Source organism: Pseudomonas sp. ASL7 (assembly GCF_056680375.1).
Genome location: NZ_CM155279.1, coordinates 2,649,286 through 2,668,963 on the forward strand (window position 1 = coordinate 2,649,286; position 19,678 = coordinate 2,668,963).

General features: G+C 57.1%; 16 protein-coding genes and 2 pseudogenes. 12 read left to right on the forward strand and 6 right to left on the reverse strand.

What is annotated here, in order from left to right:
* Positions 1-12: 12 nt before the first annotated feature.
* From AC1MDT_RS12045 to AC1MDT_RS12070, 6 genes and pseudogenes are all read left to right on the forward strand, one after another.
* Positions 13-819, forward strand: coding sequence for a CheR family methyltransferase (locus tag AC1MDT_RS12045; RefSeq protein ID WP_480422214.1), 807 nt, complete (start codon positions 13-15; stop codon positions 817-819).
* Positions 816-1,335: pseudogene (locus tag AC1MDT_RS12050) on the forward strand (chemotaxis protein CheD); the annotation flags it as partial. The gene AC1MDT_RS12045 and the pseudogene AC1MDT_RS12050, both read left to right, overlap by 4 nt.
* Positions 1,307-2,377, forward strand: coding sequence for a protein-glutamate methylesterase/protein-glutamine glutaminase (locus AC1MDT_RS12055; RefSeq protein WP_480422215.1), 1,071 nt, complete (start codon positions 1,307-1,309; stop codon positions 2,375-2,377). The pseudogene AC1MDT_RS12050 and the gene AC1MDT_RS12055, both read left to right, overlap by 29 nt.
* A 531-nt stretch (positions 2,378-2,908) precedes the next feature.
* A complete protein-coding gene (locus AC1MDT_RS12060; RefSeq protein WP_480422216.1) occupies positions 2,909-4,372 on the forward strand; it encodes an OmpA family protein in 1,464 nt (487 codons plus the stop codon).
* Between the two features lie 37 nt (positions 4,373-4,409).
* Positions 4,410-6,008: a hypothetical protein gene (locus AC1MDT_RS12065; protein WP_480422217.1), complete on the forward strand. Its 1,599-nt coding sequence runs from the start codon at positions 4,410-4,412 to the stop codon at positions 6,006-6,008.
* Positions 6,005-6,841: a hypothetical protein gene (locus tag AC1MDT_RS12070; RefSeq protein WP_480422218.1), complete on the forward strand. Its 837-nt coding sequence runs from the start codon at positions 6,005-6,007 to the stop codon at positions 6,839-6,841. Before AC1MDT_RS12065 ends, AC1MDT_RS12070 begins: the two co-directional genes overlap by 4 nt.
* 518 nt (positions 6,842-7,359) lie before the next feature.
* On the opposite strand, the gene AC1MDT_RS12075 is transcribed toward AC1MDT_RS12070, so the two are convergent.
* Positions 7,360-7,599: a hypothetical protein gene (locus AC1MDT_RS12075; protein ID WP_480422219.1), complete on the reverse strand. Its 240-nt coding sequence runs from the start codon at positions 7,597-7,599 to the stop codon at positions 7,360-7,362.
* A 338-nt stretch (positions 7,600-7,937) separates the two neighbouring features.
* On the opposite strand from AC1MDT_RS12075, the gene AC1MDT_RS12080 reads away from it, so the two are divergent.
* The 5 genes from AC1MDT_RS12080 (at position 7,938) to AC1MDT_RS12100 (ending at position 13,006) form a co-directional block, all read left to right on the forward strand.
* Positions 7,938-8,459, forward strand: a complete 522-nt coding sequence (locus AC1MDT_RS12080) for a MarR family winged helix-turn-helix transcriptional regulator (protein WP_480422220.1) — start codon at positions 7,938-7,940, stop codon at positions 8,457-8,459.
* On the forward strand, positions 8,456-9,592 hold the full coding sequence (locus tag AC1MDT_RS12085; protein WP_480422221.1) for an HlyD family secretion protein: 1,137 nt from the start codon (positions 8,456-8,458) through the stop codon (positions 9,590-9,592). Before AC1MDT_RS12080 ends, AC1MDT_RS12085 begins: the two co-directional genes overlap by 4 nt.
* A 68-nt stretch (positions 9,593-9,660) precedes the next feature.
* Entirely contained in the window at positions 9,661-11,127 is a 1,467-nt protein-coding gene (locus AC1MDT_RS12090) for an MDR family MFS transporter (protein WP_480422222.1), read from the forward strand.
* Positions 11,052-12,593: an efflux transporter outer membrane subunit gene (locus AC1MDT_RS12095; protein WP_480422223.1), complete on the forward strand. Its 1,542-nt coding sequence runs from the start codon at positions 11,052-11,054 to the stop codon at positions 12,591-12,593. The genes AC1MDT_RS12090 and AC1MDT_RS12095 overlap by 76 nt, the downstream gene beginning before the upstream one ends.
* A gap of 131 nt (positions 12,594-12,724) precedes the next feature.
* Positions 12,725-13,006, forward strand: coding sequence for an isochorismatase family protein (locus tag AC1MDT_RS12100; RefSeq protein ID WP_480422224.1), 282 nt, complete (start codon positions 12,725-12,727; stop codon positions 13,004-13,006).
* 271 nt (positions 13,007-13,277) lie between these two features.
* On the opposite strand, the gene AC1MDT_RS12105 is transcribed toward AC1MDT_RS12100, so the two are convergent.
* Together AC1MDT_RS12105 and AC1MDT_RS12110 are read right to left on the reverse strand one after the other, a co-directional pair.
* Entirely contained in the window at positions 13,278-13,412 is a 135-nt protein-coding gene (locus AC1MDT_RS12105) for a hypothetical protein (protein WP_480422225.1), read from the reverse strand.
* Between the two features lie 113 nt (positions 13,413-13,525).
* The gene (locus AC1MDT_RS12110) at positions 13,526-13,840 is read right to left on the reverse strand and encodes an HdeA/HdeB family chaperone (protein WP_480422226.1); all 315 of its coding nucleotides are present in this window, start codon (positions 13,838-13,840) and stop codon (positions 13,526-13,528) included.
* 436 nt (positions 13,841-14,276) lie between these two features.
* Here AC1MDT_RS12110 and AC1MDT_RS12115 point away from each other — a divergent pair.
* Positions 14,277-14,402, forward strand: a pseudogene (locus AC1MDT_RS12115) (nucleoid-associated protein YejK); the annotation flags it as partial.
* Positions 14,403-14,581: 179 nt separating this feature from the next.
* On the opposite strand, the gene AC1MDT_RS12120 reads toward AC1MDT_RS12115, so the two are convergent.
* From AC1MDT_RS12120 to AC1MDT_RS12130, 3 genes are all read right to left on the reverse strand, one after another.
* Complete coding sequence (locus AC1MDT_RS12120) at positions 14,582-14,782, reverse strand: helix-turn-helix transcriptional regulator (RefSeq protein ID WP_480422227.1); 201 nt, start codon at positions 14,780-14,782, stop codon at positions 14,582-14,584.
* A gap of 347 nt (positions 14,783-15,129) precedes the next feature.
* Complete coding sequence (locus tag AC1MDT_RS12125) at positions 15,130-16,281, reverse strand: response regulator (RefSeq protein ID WP_480422228.1); 1,152 nt, start codon at positions 16,279-16,281, stop codon at positions 15,130-15,132.
* 31 nt (positions 16,282-16,312) lie between these two features.
* Positions 16,313-19,507, reverse strand: a complete 3,195-nt coding sequence (locus tag AC1MDT_RS12130) for a response regulator (protein ID WP_480422229.1) — start codon at positions 19,505-19,507, stop codon at positions 16,313-16,315.
* Positions 19,508-19,678 lie beyond the last annotated feature (171 nt).

Consider the following 19,678-nt stretch of genomic DNA (forward strand, 5'->3'; position numbering starts at 1 on the left):
GGATGTTTGATCGTGAATGCAGAAGCACTTAAGGATAGCGAGTTCAAGCTGTTCCAGGCTTGGCTTTATCGTGCCGCCGGCATCAACCTGACCCCCGCGAAAAAGGCACTGGTTGCCGGGCGCCTGTCCAAACGGTTGAAACACCATCAACTGAACAGCTACGGCGAGTATTTCCAGTTGATCATGGGCCGCGAGGCCACTGCGGAGCTGCAGATTGCCCTGGATCTGCTCACCACCAACGAAACCTATTTTTTCCGCGAACCCAAACATTTCGACTTCCTGCGCCAGCAGGTATTGCCCAAGGCTACACCGGCCAAAACCTTCAGGCTGTGGAGCGCCGCCAGCTCCTCTGGCGAGGAACCCTACAGCCTGGCCATGACCCTGGCCGATGGCCTGGGCAGTACGCCTTGGGAAATCATCGGTTCCGACATCAGTAGTCAGATGCTGGACAAAGCCCGCACGGGTCACTACCCGATCGAGCGCGCCAGCAACATTGCGCATCCCTTGCTGGCCAAACATTGCCTGAAAGGCACGGGCCGCCAGGAAGGCACTTTCCTGATCGAGCGAGGCCTGCGCAGCCGGGTGCACTTCATGCCCATCAATCTCAACGAAACGCTACCCAATATCGGCGAGTTCGAAGTGATCTTCTTGCGCAACGTGATGATCTATTTCGATCAGGAGACCAAGCGCAAGGTGGTCGCACGCATGCTGCCACTGCTCAAGCCAGGCGGCTATTTCATCGTCAGCCATTCGGAAAGCCTGAACGGCATCACCGATTCCTTGAAACTGATCTCACCCTCGATTTACCGCAAACCGTGAGTATGCCCACCGGCACCACAGAGATTTTCTTGCAACCCGGCGAGTTCTATTTCGGCGGTGCTGCCACACGTATCCATACCCTGCTGGGTTCCTGCGTCGCCATCACCCTATGGCACCCGACGCGCATGATCGGCGGCATGTGTCACTACATGCTGCCGACTCGGCAGAAGCCCGGCAGGTCTCTGGACGGCAAATATGCCGACGAGGCCATGGCGCTTTTTCTGCTGGAGGCGACCCACCACCACACGCGGCTGGAGGAATACCAGGTCAAGCTGTTCGGGGGCGGCACCATGTTCCCCGGCTACAGCGAGGAAACCAGCATCGCCCACAGCAATATCAACGCCGCGCGCTTGTTGGTCACGCGACACCATTTGAGACTGAGCGCTGAGGATTTGGGGCGCAACGGGCACCGCAATGTGATCTTCGATATCAGTAGCGGCCATGTCTGGGTCCGCCATCAAGACTTAATCGAGAACTAAAAACGCCTATGAAAAAAATCAAGGTTCTACTGGTCGACGACTCTGCCGTGGTACGCCAGGTAGTGCTGGCGCTGCTGCAACGCGAGCCGGATATCCAGGTGATAGGCGCAGCCTCCGACCCCCTCTTCGCCATGGACAAAATGGCCAAGGAGTGGCCTGACGTGATTGTGCTGGACGTGGAAATGCCACGCATGGACGGCATCACGTTCCTGAAGAAAATCATGACCGAGCGACCGACTCCGGTGGTGATCTGCTCCTCGCTCACGGAAAAAGGCGCGGAAACCACGCTCCAGGCACTGGCCGCCGGGGCGGTGGAAATCATTACCAAGCCCAAGGTCGGTCTGAAAGGCTTCCTGGAACAATCATCCGCCGAACTGGTGGCGGCGGTAAGAGCCGCCGCGCAGGCCAACGTCAAGCAACTGGTCAGGAATGCGGCGTCGATTGAGCCGGTGGAGGTCAAGTTGAATGCCGACGCCATTCTGCCACCCTCCAGCGGCCAGGCCATGGCGCAAACCACGGAACGGATTGTCGCCATCGGCACCTCTACCGGCGGCACCCAAGCGCTGGAGCTGGTGCTGACAGCGCTGCCGCGCGTTTCCCCGGGCATCGTCATCGTGCAACACATGCCGGAAAAGTTCACCGCCTCATTCGCTGAGCGCCTGAACACGCTGTCGCAGATAGAAGTGCGCGAAGCCAAGAACAATGACCGGGTGATTCCCGGCCTGGCCCTTATCGCCCCCGGCGGCAAGCACATGCTGCTCAAGCGCAGCGGAGCCTACTACCACGTCGAAGTCGTCGATGGCCCACTGGTCAACCGCCATCGCCCTTCCGTGGACGTGCTGTTTCGTTCGGTGGCCAAGTTCGCCGGGAAAAATGCCACCGGCATCATCATGACCGGTATGGGCGATGACGGCGCCCGTGGCTTAAAGGAATTGCATGAGACCGGGGCACGCACCTACGCTCAGGATGAAGCAAGTTGTGTGGTGTTTGGCATGCCGAAAGAGGCCATCAAATTGGGTGGAGTGGATCGGGTGATAACCCTGGGCGACATCCCCAGAGCGGTCATCAATGGAAGGTAACGGAGGCTGTTATGGTTGAACATCAAGGACAGTCCATCAGAACAATGACTTCCTGAGCGACGAGTGCTGGATCACAGCGTATGCACGCGGAGTAGTAGCTCACCTCAGCCCCCAAAAATCCAGACGCCGTTCTTATGTACAAACCGCTCTAGTCCGAACTTTTTCGTGACATCCCTCTTTGTTGCATTTAGTATCAAAAAAGTGATGGTGTCCTTTAGCCATCAATCAGGACTCAATCCTGCCTACCGTGGAAAAGGACTTCGCTTGAACAAGATCACCCTCTTTGTGTCGGCCACACCTCCCTCTGGCCCGCCACGCGGATTAAAAAAATTCGCCGATACTTGTTCATTTATACCCTTCCCAGCAGCACGCACCCATTGATAAACGCTGGAGACCTCTAACCGCGGTTTCCACGTGACCTCGCCCCCAATACGGACTTCCGGAACGCATTTCGTTTTGCCTGACTGCTGAGTTCTTTTCAGCATTTCGGTGTAACAGCGTTTTGTACAACAGCATTGAAATGGACTTGAGATGACCAACGCATTTCGTTTCACGACGCTTGCCAGTGCATTGCTGCTGGCTGCCGGGTGCTCTACTGCCCAACTCGATCAACTGGGCAAAAACTATGGCACGGCGATCCTGTGTGGTGCCGGACTGGTTGCCGGAGGCGCAGCGGGTTACGCCATCAATGGCAAGAAAGGCGCACTCATTGGTGCGGCGGCGGGCACAGCAGCAGGTTGCTACGCCGGGTCGGTCTGGCAAAGCCGGATGCAAGAGCTGGATCGCATCGCCAAAGAGGAAAACCTGAAGATCCGTTCAGAACAACTTCAGACCGCGTCGGCCACCTCCAGTGCAGCGCCAGTGGATGCCGGAATCGTGACGCAAATCGAAGACTCCGGCATGTTTGACACTGGCTCCGATCAACTCACCGTCAGTGGCCAGCGAAGCATCGCCAAAGTGGCCGCGGCCTATGCCAATGTCGATCCTAAAGCGGCGAACACTCGGCGTTTACTGGTGGTGGGCCACACCGATGCTACAGGCAGCAGCGCCACTAATCAGAAGCTGTCTGAACGCCGTGCGCGGACCGTTGGCAAAGTCTTGATGGCCGCAGGTATTCCTTCCACCTCGATTTTCTACCAGGGCGCTGGCGCTTCGCGGCCACTTGCCGACAACAGCACCTTCGAAGGTCGGACCGAGAACCGCCGGGTTGAAATCGCGGAGCTGACCTCCCAGGAGATGTTGGTGATGCGCGCCAAGGCCGAGCAATCGAACGCCAAATACCTGGCCCACGGCGCGTCCACAGCCAAGCCGGTGACCAAGCCCGCCGCCCCCGCGGTAGCCAAAAATTCGGCCTCACCTACTCCTGCACCCGTCACCCCAATGGAGAACACCAGCACCAAAAACAGTAACGGCGCGAAACCAGCAGTGGACTTTGGTGGCGTGCCAACCTCCAGCATGCATTGGAACCTGGGCCAGAACATCACCCCGAAAACCGGGGGCTTCAGCTTTATCAGCACGGCGAATGCCAGCGAAATTCCGGTCGGCAGTTGCCAGGACGACATGCCACGGGAAAGCGGCGAAGTCATGAGCCTGGCCACTGACAAACCGCTCGAAGACGTGAAAACCCACGACTACCTACCGGGCTACAACAACCGGGTCTGGGCCAATACCGTCAACGGAAACCTAGTCACCATCTCCCCGGTTTCCATCCTGCGCGAGGGCGCCGAAGTCGGCAAACAACCCTTCATTCAAGTGGTGAAAGGTTATGGCGAAGGCAACCGCAAGCCGCTTCCGAAAATGAACGCTGTCGCCAACACCTACGAAGGCGAGAAAGAAGTGCTGTACCGCGTATTCATCAGCGAGCCCAAGGCACCCGTGGCCTGCATGGACGTTGTTTTCAGCAAGGGCAATGCAACCGCAGAACGCGGCGCGCTTTTCTACCCCGTCGGCGAGCAGAGTTACACCGTCGCCTATGCCCCTGTCAGCACTCAGTAGTAGATAAACGGAGAAATCGAACGTGCAAGAATCCGCGATGGCTGCATTCAAAGCCTTTATGGCTGCAAACGAGATGGCAATAATCAGCATCACTGCCCTCCTCGTCCTACTATGCCTGCTGAAGTATTACTGGGATAAAGTCGGCTACTTCACCATGCGTATCTGGCACGGTATGCCGCTGATTGGCACGGTATCGCGCTCGGCCAGCAAAGAACCCACCATTCGCCCAGATGGCTGGACCAACTCCGAGTACGACCTGTGCAACGACTACTACGAGGCGTACGGCCAGGTCGACAAAAGCCCGGAGTTCTTTCGCCAGTGCCAGGATTATTTGAAAAAGATCGGCGAAGCCGGCCGTAAACCACGTCCGGCCTGGGTGTTTATCCTGGCCGCAGTCCTGTTGGTGGTCGAAGCAGTCGGCTTTGGTTACGTACTGTCGGGGTGGTTGAGCCTCGACGCGTCAGCCAGTGACAAACGCTATCAGGCGATCGGCGTGGCCATTCTGCTGGCCGTCATTTCCTGCGGTTTTGCCGAGGCGGCCGGTCACGCTATCCATCACAACAGCCTGATCAAGAAGGCCCGTGCCTGGTGGCGTGGCGACGCGTCCGATTCGCGCTCGAACCACCTCAAGCAAATCGACTCGATCAACATCGAAGACAGCTTCAGTGACAGCAACGACAAAGACTACAACCGCATCCTGTCGCGCATCGCCACCTCGGTCGACGTCACACCCAAGTACCTGCTGATCGGTGCCTTTGTCGGAATCATCATGATTATGTCGGTCGCCGCATTCGTGGTTCGCGCCAAGACCCTCGACAGCATTCAGGACGAGATGGTCAATTCGCTGCGTGCCGAAAGCGCACACAGCACCGGCTCAACCAAAGCCAGCCCGTTTGAACTGCCGGACGAATCCAAAGCGGTCAACAACTCCGCCGACGACAAGACCATTGACGACAAAATGCAGGCGATCCGAGAAGCATCGCTGACCACTTACCTGATCCTTTCTGTCATCTACATCGCCATCCAGTGCATCACCTGTTGGCTCGCGAGCATCTTTGGTTTCGCGGGTGTCCACTCGCGTCGCGCCTACGACTACACACACAAATTCAACAGTGCGGACGAAATGGTTCGCTGGCTGGAACGCGAGCGCACAAAAATCTCCGGCCATGCCGACCATAAGTTGAGCATGTTGCAGCAGAAGCTATCCACCCGTGTGACCAACAATGCCGAGCACCTCAATGCGATGAAAGGCTCGGCCATTCAAAAGCGCGACTTCAATGCCTATGTGATGGTGCGTCGTACCGCGGAGAAAGCGCTGAAACATGACCAAGAGCGCATCAACGCGACGCCAGCTCCAGCTCCAGCTCCAGCGATTGAAGCGGCACGGGGGGTCCCCGTCCCGGCCTTGCAAGCAGCCATTGCTGCGGTGTCCGAACCTGTGGCATCGGCACCTGTGGCGCGATTGGCAGACATCGATGCCAACACCTTTCACGACCTCACGAGCGTTACCGATGAGCAATTGCCAACCCTGGCAAAGGCCCTTAAGCACGACGAAGCCACGCTCAAGAGTGTTCGCGAACAACAGCAGTTGCTGAAACAGTTGGGCATTTTCAAGGTCGGTGGAGTCAGCGCATGAAGGCCCTCAAGGCACTGATGCTCGCAACCTTGGTGATGCCTTGCATCGCCTTGGCCAACGAGCGTAATGACCTGCAAAGCTGCTACGAAACGGCCCAGTTGTCCGAACTCAAGCCTGCCTCGTCAGGCCGTGAACTCATTGTCGTGGTCGATGAAACCGTGCCCGTTCCGGAAGACATCCAGAAGCAGGCCTGGGGTCAGATCACCCGCTTCGTGCAACCCGGTGACAACGTCAAGCTTTACAGCTTCTCGGCGTTCCTGCCGGGCGAATACCTGCGTTTGATCTACGCCGGCAAGCTCGACAAAAACATCGGAGAAGACGCCCGCGACGACGCCAGCGCACGCAAGCTACACACTCTGGACCAGTGCCTCGCCCGTCAGCCGCAAGACTTCGAAACCGGTTTCGGCAAACTGTTCGTGAAGAGCCTGCGTGACGCCCGTCAAGACATCCCGAGAAGCGAAATCATGAACGCTTTGCGCAAAATCGGCGACGACATCAAGACCGCCGAGAACACCCACGACCACGTGGTGTTCCTGATCAGCGACATGCTGGAAAACAGTGACTACACCAGCTTTTACGCCAAAAATCAGATCAAGAACCTGGTGGTCGCCGACGAGCTGAAAAAAGCCCAAGCCCACAACCTGTTCGCCGACCTGTCCGGCGCTCGAATCTACGTCACGGGCGCCGGCCTGATCACCGATGGCATCAAACAAAGCTATCGCTCAGGCAAGACCATGGACGCGCTGAATGAGTTCTGGGCGGGCTACTTCAGCAACTCCAATGCATCGTTGGAGGGCTTCGGCACGCCGAGCCTGGGTGGAGATTTGAAGTAAATCGGGGGCCGCATACAGGCGAACAACCTGAAACACCGAAACCCACAAATGACAAAGCCCAACCTCAAGAGGTTGGGCTTTGTCATTGAATAATAGGGTCGGGACGGAGTGATTCGAACACTCGTCCCCCTGGCACCCCTTGCATGCTGAACCCTCTACAGGCCGCTAGACACAAGGCTTCGCGCTTGGCGCTCGCTGCAACGATGCCCAATAGTGCGGAACAGCGAATTACAAAGTCACTCGGAAAGTCACCAGGCCTTTTTCAGCCCCGGCGGCACACTTCGCGATCTGGTTAAGGAGTTCCGGGATTACATCAGACCCGGTGCCCCCCTGCACCCTGGCTATCTCGGGCCTGAACGATTCAATGACAGCAACATCTGGGGTTACGACGAAGTGCGCATGAAGCTGTGCGGGAGCAGGCCAGTGCCCTTCCTGTCTTTCGCCAGCCAGTTGCGGTGGCAGCATGAAGCGCATCTACCTAAGCGGGCCAATGATCACCTGACCCGAGCAGTCTCCGCTTAAGCGTCAATCAGACGACCCGCCTGGTGCGAATCGATGATTGGAATCGTTCCCGAGACCTGCTGTTCCTCAAGCCACTTCCGGGTCAGCGCCACGTCAAATCGCCAGCCATGGGCTTTCATCAGTACAAGCGCCGCACCGGTGATTCTATAGCGTCCGCACTTCGGGCAGGCTCTTTCCAGGTATTCCTCATCAGCATCAATTGCCACAGCAGGCTCATTGCAAATGAAACAAGTCATGAATTTCTCCTTTCAGCTTTTCGCTCAACTGTAGCTGATCGCTCCCCCTCCACCGCCCGAGCTGACCTGGCATGAGGCGCGCATTGGAACGGAGGCCTTTGCCGGTTGACTCATGGAAACCACAACGGCTACGGAAAGGCGTTGAGCCGGTCGATTGCGTAGTGAATTTGTTTCACCATCAGATGGTCGCCAGGCGACATCGCGCTGCTTGCAACAGCAGTGCATTGACATGACTGCTACCGCTTGAAAATATAACAATTGTTATTATATTAAACGATATTATATCAGGCATTCTGAGATCGCTTGTCTTGTCGACCAGTAGAGGAAATCATCGCCCCATGGATCGTTTACGCAATTTCGGTTTCTTGCTCAAGGAAGTTACTCGCAGATACGTACTGCGCTTTGAGCAACATGCAGGCGAGATGTCTTTGACGCTTGCGTCATGCAAGGTGCTGGGCCACCTGGAACGAAACCAGGGTGTCAACCAAGCCAAGCTTGCCGAACTGACCAGCCTGGAGCCAATGGCGATGGTGCGCATTATCGACCGCATGGAAGCGGACGGGCTGCTTGAGCGGCGGCCAGACCCTGCCGATCGGCGGGCGCGCAGCCTTCACCTCACGCCTAAGTCAAAGCCTGCGCTGAACGAGATATGGCGCCTCGCCGATTTGACCCGCGCCGAGGTGTTTGCCGGCGTCAGCGACACGGAGCGCGACGTGTTTCTCGACGTGCTGGAGCGTTTGTACGGCAATCTGTGCCAGCTCAACGCATCGCCGGACGAGGCGGCCGCATGCTCCCTCGCGAGCACGCCAGAGCCGAAAGCCCGCACTCAGCGGCGTTCCACCGGACCTAACCGCGAATGACCATCATGGACCAAGCTAACCAAGACACACCAGCTGCTAGCGCGCCGCAAACGCAATCAGTGCGGGATTTACGCACACGCTTGCGCCTGCCGCTGATGCTGCTGGCGCCGGTAGTCGTGCTGGCGGGCGCTGCTTATTTCTACCTCAGCGGCGGGCGCTTTGAAACGACGGATGACGCCTATGTGCAAACCGCACGCGTGGCAATCAGCGCCGACGTCGCCGGTCGCGTAAAGGAAGTCGCCGTGCATGACAACCAGCTGGTGCACAAGGGCGACCTACTGTTCCGGCTGGACGACGCACCGTTTCGCATTGCACTCGAAGAGGCCAATGCGCAGCTTGCCGCCGCACATTTGAAGATCGATATGCTGAAGGCGAATTACCGCCAGCGACAGGCGGAATTGGCTGCGGCGCAAAATACGTTGAAGTTCAGGCAAACCGAACATGACAGGCAGCGACGCCTGTTCGCATCCGGCATCGCGTCACAGGCCCAGGTCGACCAGGCTGCTCATGCACTCGATGAAGCGCGTGCGCAATCTGATGGCGCAAGGCAGCAGATCGGCGCCGTGCTCGCCAATCTGGCCGGCAACCCCAATATCGCCGCAGAGCAACACCCCGAGGTGCAACAGGCACAGACGCTGCTCGACCGGGCCAAGCTCAATCTCTCCTATACGGTAGTCAAGGCACCGGCCGATGGCGTGGTAACACGGGTAGAAGAATTGCAGGTCGGTAGCTATATTGCCGCTGCGGCTCCGGTATTCGCGCTGGTATCCACTCACGATATTTGGATCGAGGCGAATTTCAAGGAAGACCAGTTGGCGCATATGCGCCCCGGCCAGACGGCCAGCGTGCAGATTGACAGCTATCGCGGCAAGTCCTTTGCCGGCCGGGTGGTCAGCGTCAGCCCAGGCACCGGTTCGCAATTCTCGGTGCTGCCACCGGAGAATTCGACCGGTAACTGGGTCAAGGTAGTGCAACGCGTACCCGTACGTATCGAGCTTGACGAGCTTGACCCCGCCTCCCCTCTGCCGGGCGGCTTGAGCGCCACCGTGAGCGTCGATACACGCTACCAGCGCCATCTGATTGCCAGCGAGGAGACGGGCCAAGCCAATCTCGCGACGAGTGCAGGCAAGTGAATAGCGCAGCGACAACTGCCGGGGAGCACGGCGCGATAAGGCATCGCGGCCTTATCACGCTGTCGGTGATGTTGGCATCCATCATGCAGGCGCTTGACAACACCATCGCCAATGTCGCGTTGCCGCGCATCCAAGGCTCGCTGTCGGCGACGCAGGATCAGATGACCTGGGTGCTCACTTCCTATATCGTCGCGGCCGCCATCATGACGCCCTTGAGCGGTTGGCTGGCTGGGCAGATCGGTCGTCGCCGCGTATTCCTGTTTTCCATTGTCGGCTTTACCGTGGCCTCGGCCCTGTGCGGCCTGGCACAATCGCTGCCGGAAATTGTGCTCGCTCGTTTGTTTCAGGGCCTGTGTGGCGCAGCACTGATCCCGATGTCGCAAGCCGTGTTGCTCGACATCAACCCGCCGGAAAAGCACGCCAGCGCCATGGCGCTGTGGGTGATGGGCGTGACCATCGGCCCGATCCTTGGGCCGGCGCTGGGTGGCTGGCTGACTGAGAACTACAACTGGCGCTGGGTGTTTTACATCAATGTGCCGTTTGGGATTCTCTCCTACTTAGGCATTGTCTCGTTCATGCCGGAATCGCAAATTAGCAAATCGCGCTTCGATTTCTTTGGCTTCGCCGCACTGAGCATTGCCGTCGGCACCTTCCAGCTAATGCTGGATCGTGGTCAAAACCAGGATTGGTTCGATTCGACTGAAATCTGGGTCGAGGCAATCGTCTCCGCGCTGGCGCTCTATCTGTTCGTGGTCCATATGCTGACCACGAAAGAGGTGCCATTCGTCAGCCCTGCACTGTTCAAGGACCGTAATTTTCTTACCGGCAATGTGTTCATCTTTATCGTTGGCGTCGTACTGTTCGCCACGTTGGCCCTGTTGCCGCCGTTATTGCAAGATCTGCTGAACTATCCCGTCGTGCTGACTGGCTTGGTGACGGCGCCGCGTGGCGCGGGCACGCTGGTGGCGATGTTTATCGTCAGCCGCATCATGGGCAAGATCGATACGCGCCTGATCATCGCCGGCGGCTTCTTGCTCACGGCTTATTCACTGTGGCAGATGAGCGCCTTCTATCTGCAGATGTACAGCCCCCAGGTCGTCTGGTCGGGTTTTATCCAGGGCCTCGGTACCGGCTTCGTCTATGTGCCGCTGGCAGCGATCACCTTTGCCACGCTGTCGCCGCGGTTTCGCAATGAAGGGACCGCCATGTTCAGCCTGGTGCGCAATGTCGGCAGCAGCGTGGGCATCTCGGTCGTGGTGACGCTACTCACGCGTAACACGCAGCTGATGCATTCACGCCTTGCCGAACATGTCACGCCCTATGCCAACGGGTTGCATGCGCTGCCGCATGAGGCGTTGTCCACCGCGGGTGGCCTGGCCCGACTCAATGAAATGGTCAGCGGCCAGGCGGCCATGATTGCCTACAACAATGACTTCAAATTGATGATGGTGCTCACGCTATGCGCGATTCCGCTGATCGCACTATTGAAAACGGGGCAGGTAAAGAAGGACGAAGCACCCATGGTGATGGAATGAAGCTCACAAACTTATCAACGCTGCCTGCTCTGGCCGCAATGGCAACGATCCTTGCCGGATGCGCGGTCGGCCCCGATTTCCAGCATCCTGAGACCCCGACGACGGATCGCTATACTGCGCAGCCGCTACAAATGGAAACGCCGCGTGCAGGCGAAGAAACGGCGCAGCAGACCGTCATGGGTGAGCAGTTGGATAAGGCGTGGTGGCTGCTGTTTCAGTCGGACGTGCTCGATGGCGTGGTAAAGCAAGCATTAGTGCACAATCGCACCATCGTCGCCGCCAGCTACACATTGGCGCAGGCACAGGAACTCTCGGCCGCGCAGGCTGGCGCCCTCTATCCACAAGTTTCCATGGCAGGCGGCGCTGGTCGAGAAAAATACGGTGCCGCGTTTCTCGGCACCTCGACTAAACAACCGGCTTTCAACTATTTCTCCGTCGGGCCGACAATCAGCTATTCGCTTGACTACACGGGCGGCGTAGCTCGCTCGGTGGAACAGCAGCAAGCGCTGGCGGACTACCAGCAGCAGCAGCTTGATGCGGCCTACTTGGCGGTTACCGGTAACGCTGTCATGCAGTCGCTCAAGATTGCCTCCCTACGCGCGCAGGTCGCAACCGTGCAAACCCTGCTCGATCAAGACCGTGAAAATCTGACGCTGGTGCATGAGGCCTTCGCTGCCGGCTCTGTTTCACGTCTCGATATCGTTAGCGCCGAGAGCCAACTGGCCAGCGATACGACGCTATTGCCGCCGTTGCATCAGGAATTGAGCGTCGCCCAGCACGCCTTGTCCATTGTGCTCGGGCAGGCACCGGCCAATGGCTCCTTGCCCGAATTAGACCTTGCGGAGCTGACATTGCCGCACCGCCTCCCGGTGAGCTTGCCATCCGAGTTGGCACATCGGCGACCTGACATTCTAGCGGCCGAAACACAGCTGCACGCGGCCACCGCCTCCGTGGGCGTGGCTACGGCAAATCTCTATCCGCAGATCAACCTCAGTGCATCCTTCTCGCAGCAGTCTACCCAGGCTGGACAGCTTTTTGCCGGTGGCAACAATGGCTGGAGCCTGGTGAGCGGGCTGGTCGCGCCGCTATTCGACGGCGGCACGCTGCATGCGCAGCGGCGAGCTGCCGTAGATGCGATGCAGGCCAGCGCGGCCAAGTATCAGCAAACTGTGCTGACGGCGTTTGGTCAGGTCGCCGATTCGTTGCAGGCGCTGGATCATGATGCCGAGGAGCTCGCTGCACAGACACATGCGCAGGAAGCAGCACGCGACAATCTTGAACTGACGCGCATGAGTTATCGCGAAGGCAATGTCGGTGTACTACAGGTGCTCGATGCCCAACGGCACTATCAGCAGGCGAGTCTCGACTACGTGCGGGTACGCGCCCAGCGCTATATGGACACGGCACAGTTGTTCCTGGCACTGGGAGGCTCCGGATCGGAGGTCGCAATTGCCACGACACGATAACTCTTCGCGGTGCTCATACTTACACGCACGCGGCGCTAACCAGCGATGTGTGAATACCCAAGTCATCGAACACTTGCTCAATGCGCAAACATGAACGAGCCATCGCTAAATACCGTTGTTCGTGTTCTACCTTGAACACGCATCCGATCCGTGTAAGCGCCTTCGCCGGGACCGATCTTGAGATGATCTTTCGGGCAAACAGCATCGACACGCTATTGCTCACTGACATCCTGACAAGTGGTGTGGTGCTCTCGACGCTATGCGACGCAGCGGACGCAGACTACCGCCTTTTCGTTGTCAGGGACTGCTGCTCGGACAGTGATACGGAAGTCCACCGCGTCCTGCTCGACAAGGTCTTTCCACGACTGGCCTTTGTGACCGTAGCCAGCGCGATCATCTCAATGCTCGCCTGAATGCAGCGGGCAATGCCGGCCAGACGGCATCCCGTCATCACCGTTCGACGATCCTCCCTGTTGGCTCACGCCCCAGGCCGTCCGCGCGAACTCTCAGTAGCGGTTGTCCTCGCGATGCTCGTTGACCCACTGCATCGCCCACTGTATTACATGCCCGGTCGATCTTCCGGCCTGTCAAAACTCTCTGCTGTAGAACTCCGACTGACCACGACCGCACCCCAGACTTCCGGTATGCCTGAGCAACGCTCAAACTTCGTCTTGGCGGGATCCTTTAGAAGCGCATCCACCATTCGCCCAAGCTTGAGAAGCACAAACGCTTCCACTTGCACTTCACCCCGACTTCCAGTTCGTGGATGAACATGGTTGAGCGCTTCTGTCGCGACATCACGGTGTAAGGATAGGGCATATTGAACAAAATCCAACACGCCCGTGAGGCAATGGCCTCACAGGCTAATGGGTAGATTATTTCGAGAATAGCACGCTAGAATGCCGGCGAGGCGTTTAAGCATGCAAGTATATTTATTTGAAAAAGCCTAATATTTCTTGTTTCAAACTAGTTACTTTTTTAGTTGGATTTGCCTTGCACAGCTTTACGACCTGAGGAAGAACAGTTGCATCAACTGTTGTTTTATCGAAAGAACCACCATTTGAATTTACTGTATTGTCGGTTACGACCCAAAGCAGGACTGGGGACGAGGCACTTGGGGTCATATCGAGAAAATCCTGACACGTCATATTATCGGGCGTAGTTGGGGACGCAGCGGCATAAACACCGCCAACGGAGGAGAACATCAAGCCAGCTAGGGCCATATTGCAAAAAACTTTATAGGTCATTTTAAGCTGCTCCCAATATTTGGATAATACCTCTTTACATAAAGAGGTAAAACGGTACATTGATATGCGCCAAAGATAAAGAATCTTGAATTTATCCGTACTACAAGCGCTTCCCGATTGAGTATAGACTGTTTGGCGGCGTGTCAATGTCTATTTTTACTACATGGCGCCCCTCTCAGACCAGCCCAATGGCGTTCGTATATAGGACGGTAATGAGTGTTGATTGCGCGCGGAGTTAAAGCCGCACTGCTTAATTGTTATTTTGAATAACTAAAAACTTTAAACCTCACTACTTGCCATTCTGAGCCTTATTCCCGCAACATTTTCTAGTGTGCTGCTCTCGAAATTATCTACTTATTAGCCTGTGAAACCATTGCCTCATGGGCGTGTTGGATTTTGTTCAAAATTCCTCTCCTTTCGCATTCCAGACGTAGCCAGCGACTTCGTTGAAAGCGAAGATCTGGGCGAGGACGCTGCCCGCGAGAAAATAAATATCTTGGTCAGCTATGCGATGGCCCAGGCCAAGCTCGGCGAACCGATCGCGCTCGACGAATTGTCCGAAAAGCGATATCGCCCTGCCTACCGAGACTTTTGGCTATGAATCCACCGAGGGAGTTGCTTGGGATACCACCACGGCAACCTGCTAAAGCGGCATAAAGCACCATGACCGGAGAAGCCCTACCATGATGTATTGAGACTGGCCGGTACAGGCATCTAAAGCTCACCCCAGATGCTTGTGAATCACGCAACGATTACCGTAACCAAGTCGCGCGCCTCGATCCTGGCCATGACCCAGCCCATGACTTCGCTTTCAACCCAGCCGACAGCCCTGTCGCCCAACGACACTGGCTTCGGAAGGCTCCCCTCGCTGATGTACTTGTAGATCGTGGACCGACCCAGGCCGGTGGAATGCTTGACATCTTTCAGGCGAATGATCCTCATGAGCTGGTTTTCCTCTGTATTCCGTTCAGAGGATTGGGACACTCTGTAGAAAAACACCTACGCCGCCGTTTTCTCGCAGCCTGGCTGAGTCAGCAAGCCGTAACGGGCTGGCCAATCTGAAGTTAGCCAAGCGACTTTTGCAACGTGCGGCGGTGAAATATGGGATTGCCCGGCTAATCGGCGATAGAGGGGCTGAAACCTGCTTGGGAAAGCAAATAAGGCCGGCAGGCTGATAGCGCTGGTTTGAATAGGGTGCAAGGCGCGAACCAGGAATTGTTCAGCACCTCCCTAGATCCAGCAACACAATACGCCGGAAGGCTCCTGTCCGGCACTTCTGCCCAGCTCTTTCAGAAACCAGCCGTGCTCGCGCGAGCCGCCGCCTCTGCCAAGTCGTCGTCGGTATCTGTATAGCATTCGGCAATTGCCCGGCATTGCTCCTGTATGGCCGTAAATGCATCGACAATATCCGGATCGAAATGCTTGCCGCGCCCCTCGTTGATGATGGCAAGCGCTTTTTCATGGGAAAAAGCCGGTTTGTAGACCCGGCGGCTGATCAATACATCGTAAACGTCGGCAACGGCCATGAGACGTGCGGAAATTGGAATCGCATCGCCCTTCAGGCCCAGCGGATAACCGCTGCCATCCCATTTCTCCTGATGGGCGTAGGCAATTTCCTTCGCGCATTGCAAAAAGGCGATGTTTTTATCCAGACGTTGCTCTGCGCTGGCGATGGCATCGCGACCCAGCGTGGTATGTGTCTTCATGATTTCGAACTCATCGGCGTCCAGCTTGCCTGGCTTGAGCAAGATCCGATCTGGAATGCCGACCTTGCCGATGTCGTGCAGAGGCGCCGACTTGTAGAGGCACTCAATCGCCGCATCGCTGAGATAATCGGAGAATCGCGGATGCTGTTGCAGTTTGACCGCGAGGGCCTTCACGTAACACTGGGTACGCAGGATGTGGTTGCCGGTCTCGTTGTCACGCGTTTCGGCCAGCGAGGCGACTGCAAGAACGGTGGCATCCTGGGCCCGATGGATTTCCAGCGTGCGCTGCGCGATTTCTCGTTCAAGGAAACGCACCTTATCGCGCAACATATCGCTCGATGCCTTCAGAAGAAGGTGGGTTTTCACCCGCGCCAGCAGGATCGGCGGGCTGATGGGTTTGGTGATGTAATCGACGCCCCCCAATTCAAAGCCGACTTGCTCACTTTGCGTATCGGCTTTCGCCGTGAGAAAGATCACCGGAATGCCCGCTGTTTCAGAATTCGCCTTGAGTTGCCGACAGACTTCATAGCCATCCATGTCGAGCATCATGATATCGAGCAAAATCAGATCCGGTGGGGTATCGGAGCAGGCAATTTTCAACGCGCCGGTACCGTGCGACGCGACTTTTAGTTGGTAGTCGTTTTCCAATAAATCGCAGATCATGCGAAGATTTTGCGGCGTATCGTCGACCACCAGGATCGTCGGCTTGCGGCTCGGATTATCATTGCAACTCATTGCACGACTCGCTCTGTTTTTTTGTCGATGCTCATGTGGCTACTGTGGTTGCCTCGGTCAGGACCCGTAGCGCCTGTTCAAAATCATACTGTTCGATGGCTTCGTTCAACTGACGGAAATGTCCAGGGAATGCGGCGGTCAGCAGCGTCCTATGTTCGTGCAACAGTTGCTCCGCTTTCGGATTGTCCTCATGCAGCAGGGTGTCCAATAGAGGAATCACGGTGTCGCACAGCGTCAAATCAACAGGCTCGTCCATCCTCGTCACAGGTTCGGGCAACGCCGTCGTGATGCTGGCGATTTGTCGCGCCAGCAAGACCTGCAGCGCCTGCAGTGTCTGCGGCGATGCCGTGCCGTGGCGCCCGCTGGCATCCTGCTGCAGTTCCTTTTCGAGGTCGCCGGCGTGTTGCTGCAACTCGCGCGCGCCGATCGTACCGGCCAGGCCCTTTAACGTATGCGCCAAGCGCTCCGCTGTCGGGGCATCGTCGCGCGCCAGCGCTTCGCGTATGCCCTGCATCGTGAGTGATTGGCTCTTCGCAAAGCTGCGCAGCATGGCGATGTAGCGCGCCGGTTTGCCCAGCACTGCGCGCAAGCCCGCTTCGAGATCGAGACCTGGGATGGCTGCAGGCAGCGTCTCATCAGGGGCGGCGGCACCGACAGCCTCATGCGTCTGCAGAGAGGGCATTGCGCCGGTCGGTTTGACCCAGCGCAGCAGAGCCCGGAACAACTCATCGGGGTCGATCGGCTTGGCGACGAAATCCACCATGCCCGCCTCCAGGCAGCGTTCGCGGTCGGCCTGCATGGCGTTGGCGGTCATGGCGACGATGGGCAGATCGCCCTTGCCCGGTAAGGCGCGTATGGCACGCGTCGCGCTCACGCCATCGAGTACCGGCATCTGCATATCCATCAGCACCAGGTCGTAGTCGCCCGCTTGCACCCTGGCGACGGCAATTTGCCCATTGTCGGCGATATCGACCAGCAATCCGGCGTCGGCCAGCAATTCGCTCGCCACCTGCTGGTTCAGTACATTGTCTTCGGCCAGGAGGATCCGCGCGCCGAAAATCACCGCCATGGCTTCCATCAGATCATCCACGGCCGATTCCGCGACCCTGACTTTCTTGGGTCCGTCACCCAGCAGTCTGCTCATGGCATCGAATAGCGTGGACGGGCTGACCGGTTTGACCAGCACCGCCTCCAGGCCGGTATCGCTCGCGTCGGCCAGCAGGTTGTCGTGTCCGTAAGCCGTCACCAGCGCCATGCGCGGCACCTTGCCGGCATCGCCACGCTGGATGAGTTTCGCTGTCTCGATGCCGTCCATGTCGGGCATCTGCCAATCCAGCAAAGCAATATCGAATGGCGCCCCGGCAACATCGGCGTCGCGCAGCGCTTCTATGGCCGCTAATCCTGATTCCGTTGACTGCACTGCAAACCCCATCTCGATCAGCATTTCCGAAAGGGTGTGACGCGCGTTGTTATTGTCATCCACCACCAGCACCCGGCAGCCATGCGGGTTCAGGGGCTGCAGTTTTCTGCACGCGGTTGACGCGATGCCGACACGGGCCGTGAACCAGAAGGTCGAGCCCTGACCGACGACGCTGTCCACGCCGACCGCGCCGCCCATCAATTCGGCCAGGTTCTTGGCAATCGCCAGACCCAGACCGGTGCCGCCGTATTGGCGGGTCGTCGAGGTGTCCGCCTGTTGGAAGCTTTGGAACAGACGGCCCATCTGTTCTTCGGACAGGCCGATGCCAGTGTCCCGGACCGCAAAATACAGCAGCGCTTCGGACTCGCTGCGCTCATGCAGACGAACCACGATCGCGATCTCGCCCTGCTCGGTGAACTTGACCGCATTGCCGGCAAAATTGACCAGGATTTGCCCCAGGCGTAACGCATCGCCCACCAACGTGGTCGGGACGTCGCTCGTCACATCGACGATCAATTCCAGGTTGCGTTGTATGGCGCGTGTACCGACCAGGTTCACCACATTGTCGAGCAGTTCCTCGAGGGTGAATTTGGTCTGTTCGACACGCAGCATGCCGGCTTCGATCTTGGAAAAGTCGAGCACGTCGTTGATGATGCCCAGCAAGTGTTTGCCGGACTGCTGGATTTTTTCGATGTAGTCTCGCTGGCGCGAGTTCAATTCGGTTTTCAACGCCAGGTAACTCATGCCGATGATGGCGTTCATTGGCGTGCGGATTTCATGGCTCATGTTGGCCACGAAGTCGCTTTTGTGTTGGTCGGCTATTTCAAGTTGACGATTCTTTTCCTGGATTTCAGTGAAAAAATAACGCAACTGCTCACTGGCCTGGGTCGTCGCATCGATCAGAGTGCTTAACTTGTCGGCCATCACCCGCACACGGCCTAGGGCACTATTGTCAGGCGCATCAGGAATCGATACCTCCAGATTGCCGGTAGCAAGCTCACTCAACACCCGAGTAAGCTCGGCGGGGGCACCTCCCAATAGCTCCAGGATCTGCCGGCGCCCAAAGTAAATCAGTAAGCCAAACTCAACAATTAGTATCAGTAATATTGCCACGAACAAGTTCTGCACAAAGTTCAACGCGTTGTTCGCCGAGGTCACTTCCTGCGAGGTGCGAGCGTCCATTAGCTCAAAGAAGTCGTCTATCGGCTTCATGATTTGTGCCTTGAAGACATGGTATTGCGGGCTGAACAGCAGTGTGCGGGCAAAGGCTAGATCGGGCTCCGCATTCACCGTGTAATTGCCCCGGGCATCAACAAACTTGCCCTTGACCGCGTTCATCGCCTTGACTTCGAGTTGGGCCAGATTGTCGGAATTGGCCTGAGCCTCCTTGAGCTTCACAAACTCCTGATCCGAAACTCCCTCCTGTTTCATCAGCGTTTGCAACGCCACCGCCTCCCCATCGGGGCGAGGCTGTGCATTGCCCGCCGCGCCAAAATCCCAGTAAGTACGGTGATACTCTTTCGTGCGCGGTGCCTTGCCGTTGCGAATATCAATGATATTCAGGTATTCGCGTTCATACTCCGGGTTCGCCGTCACCACATAAGTACGTGCTAAGCGCGTCAAATCATCGGAACTTCCACGCACTTCATCGGCAAGTAAATAAGACCGGTGGCGCTTCTCGCTGGCCTCCCGTGCATCGTATGCCGCTTGCTTGATGCTTATGAAGGCATAAAACAGACCTGCGAACGTTGCAGCTATCGCAACCAGCACGTACTGGATAAATTTAGAACTTTTGACTGTTCTCATTTTTATAGTATTCCTGACGCTGCCACACGGGCATTACCTTATAAACAAGGCAGGGAAAAGGCATATGAGCGTTGACCCGGAACTTGGTCGAAGCAGCCATAAAAGCCTGCAAGCTGCTTTGTAGTGGTCAACTAATTCCAGACACCTCGCATACTCCGTTCGTAAACGGTC

Coding starts and splice junctions, on each gene's coding strand:
- AC1MDT_RS12055 (WP_480422215.1), top strand. CDS start 1,307: ATGAAAAAAATCAAGGTTCTACTGGTCGACGACTCTGCCGTGGTACGC.
- AC1MDT_RS12060 (WP_480422216.1), top strand. CDS start 2,909: ATGACCAACGCATTTCGTTTCACGACGCTTGCCAGTGCATTGCTGCTG.
- AC1MDT_RS12065 (WP_480422217.1), top strand. CDS start 4,410: ATGGCTGCATTCAAAGCCTTTATGGCTGCAAACGAGATGGCAATAATC.
- AC1MDT_RS12070 (WP_480422218.1), top strand. CDS start 6,005: ATGAAGGCCCTCAAGGCACTGATGCTCGCAACCTTGGTGATGCCTTGC.
- AC1MDT_RS12075 (WP_480422219.1), bottom strand. CDS start 7,599: ATGACTTGTTTCATTTGCAATGAGCCTGCTGTGGCAATTGATGCTGAT.
- AC1MDT_RS12080 (WP_480422220.1), top strand. CDS start 7,938: ATGGATCGTTTACGCAATTTCGGTTTCTTGCTCAAGGAAGTTACTCGC.
- AC1MDT_RS12085 (WP_480422221.1), top strand. CDS start 8,456: ATGACCATCATGGACCAAGCTAACCAAGACACACCAGCTGCTAGCGCG.
- AC1MDT_RS12090 (WP_480422222.1), top strand. CDS start 9,661: ATGTTGGCATCCATCATGCAGGCGCTTGACAACACCATCGCCAATGTC.
- AC1MDT_RS12095 (WP_480422223.1), top strand. CDS start 11,052: ATGCGCGATTCCGCTGATCGCACTATTGAAAACGGGGCAGGTAAAGAA.
- AC1MDT_RS12105 (WP_480422225.1), bottom strand. CDS start 13,412: ATGCCCTATCCTTACACCGTGATGTCGCGACAGAAGCGCTCAACCATG.
- AC1MDT_RS12110 (WP_480422226.1), bottom strand. CDS start 13,840: ATGACCTATAAAGTTTTTTGCAATATGGCCCTAGCTGGCTTGATGTTC.
- AC1MDT_RS12120 (WP_480422227.1), bottom strand. CDS start 14,782: ATGAGGATCATTCGCCTGAAAGATGTCAAGCATTCCACCGGCCTGGGT.
- AC1MDT_RS12125 (WP_480422228.1), bottom strand. CDS start 16,281: ATGAGTTGCAATGATAATCCGAGCCGCAAGCCGACGATCCTGGTGGTC.
- AC1MDT_RS12130 (WP_480422229.1), bottom strand. CDS start 19,507: ATGAGAACAGTCAAAAGTTCTAAATTTATCCAGTACGTGCTGGTTGCG.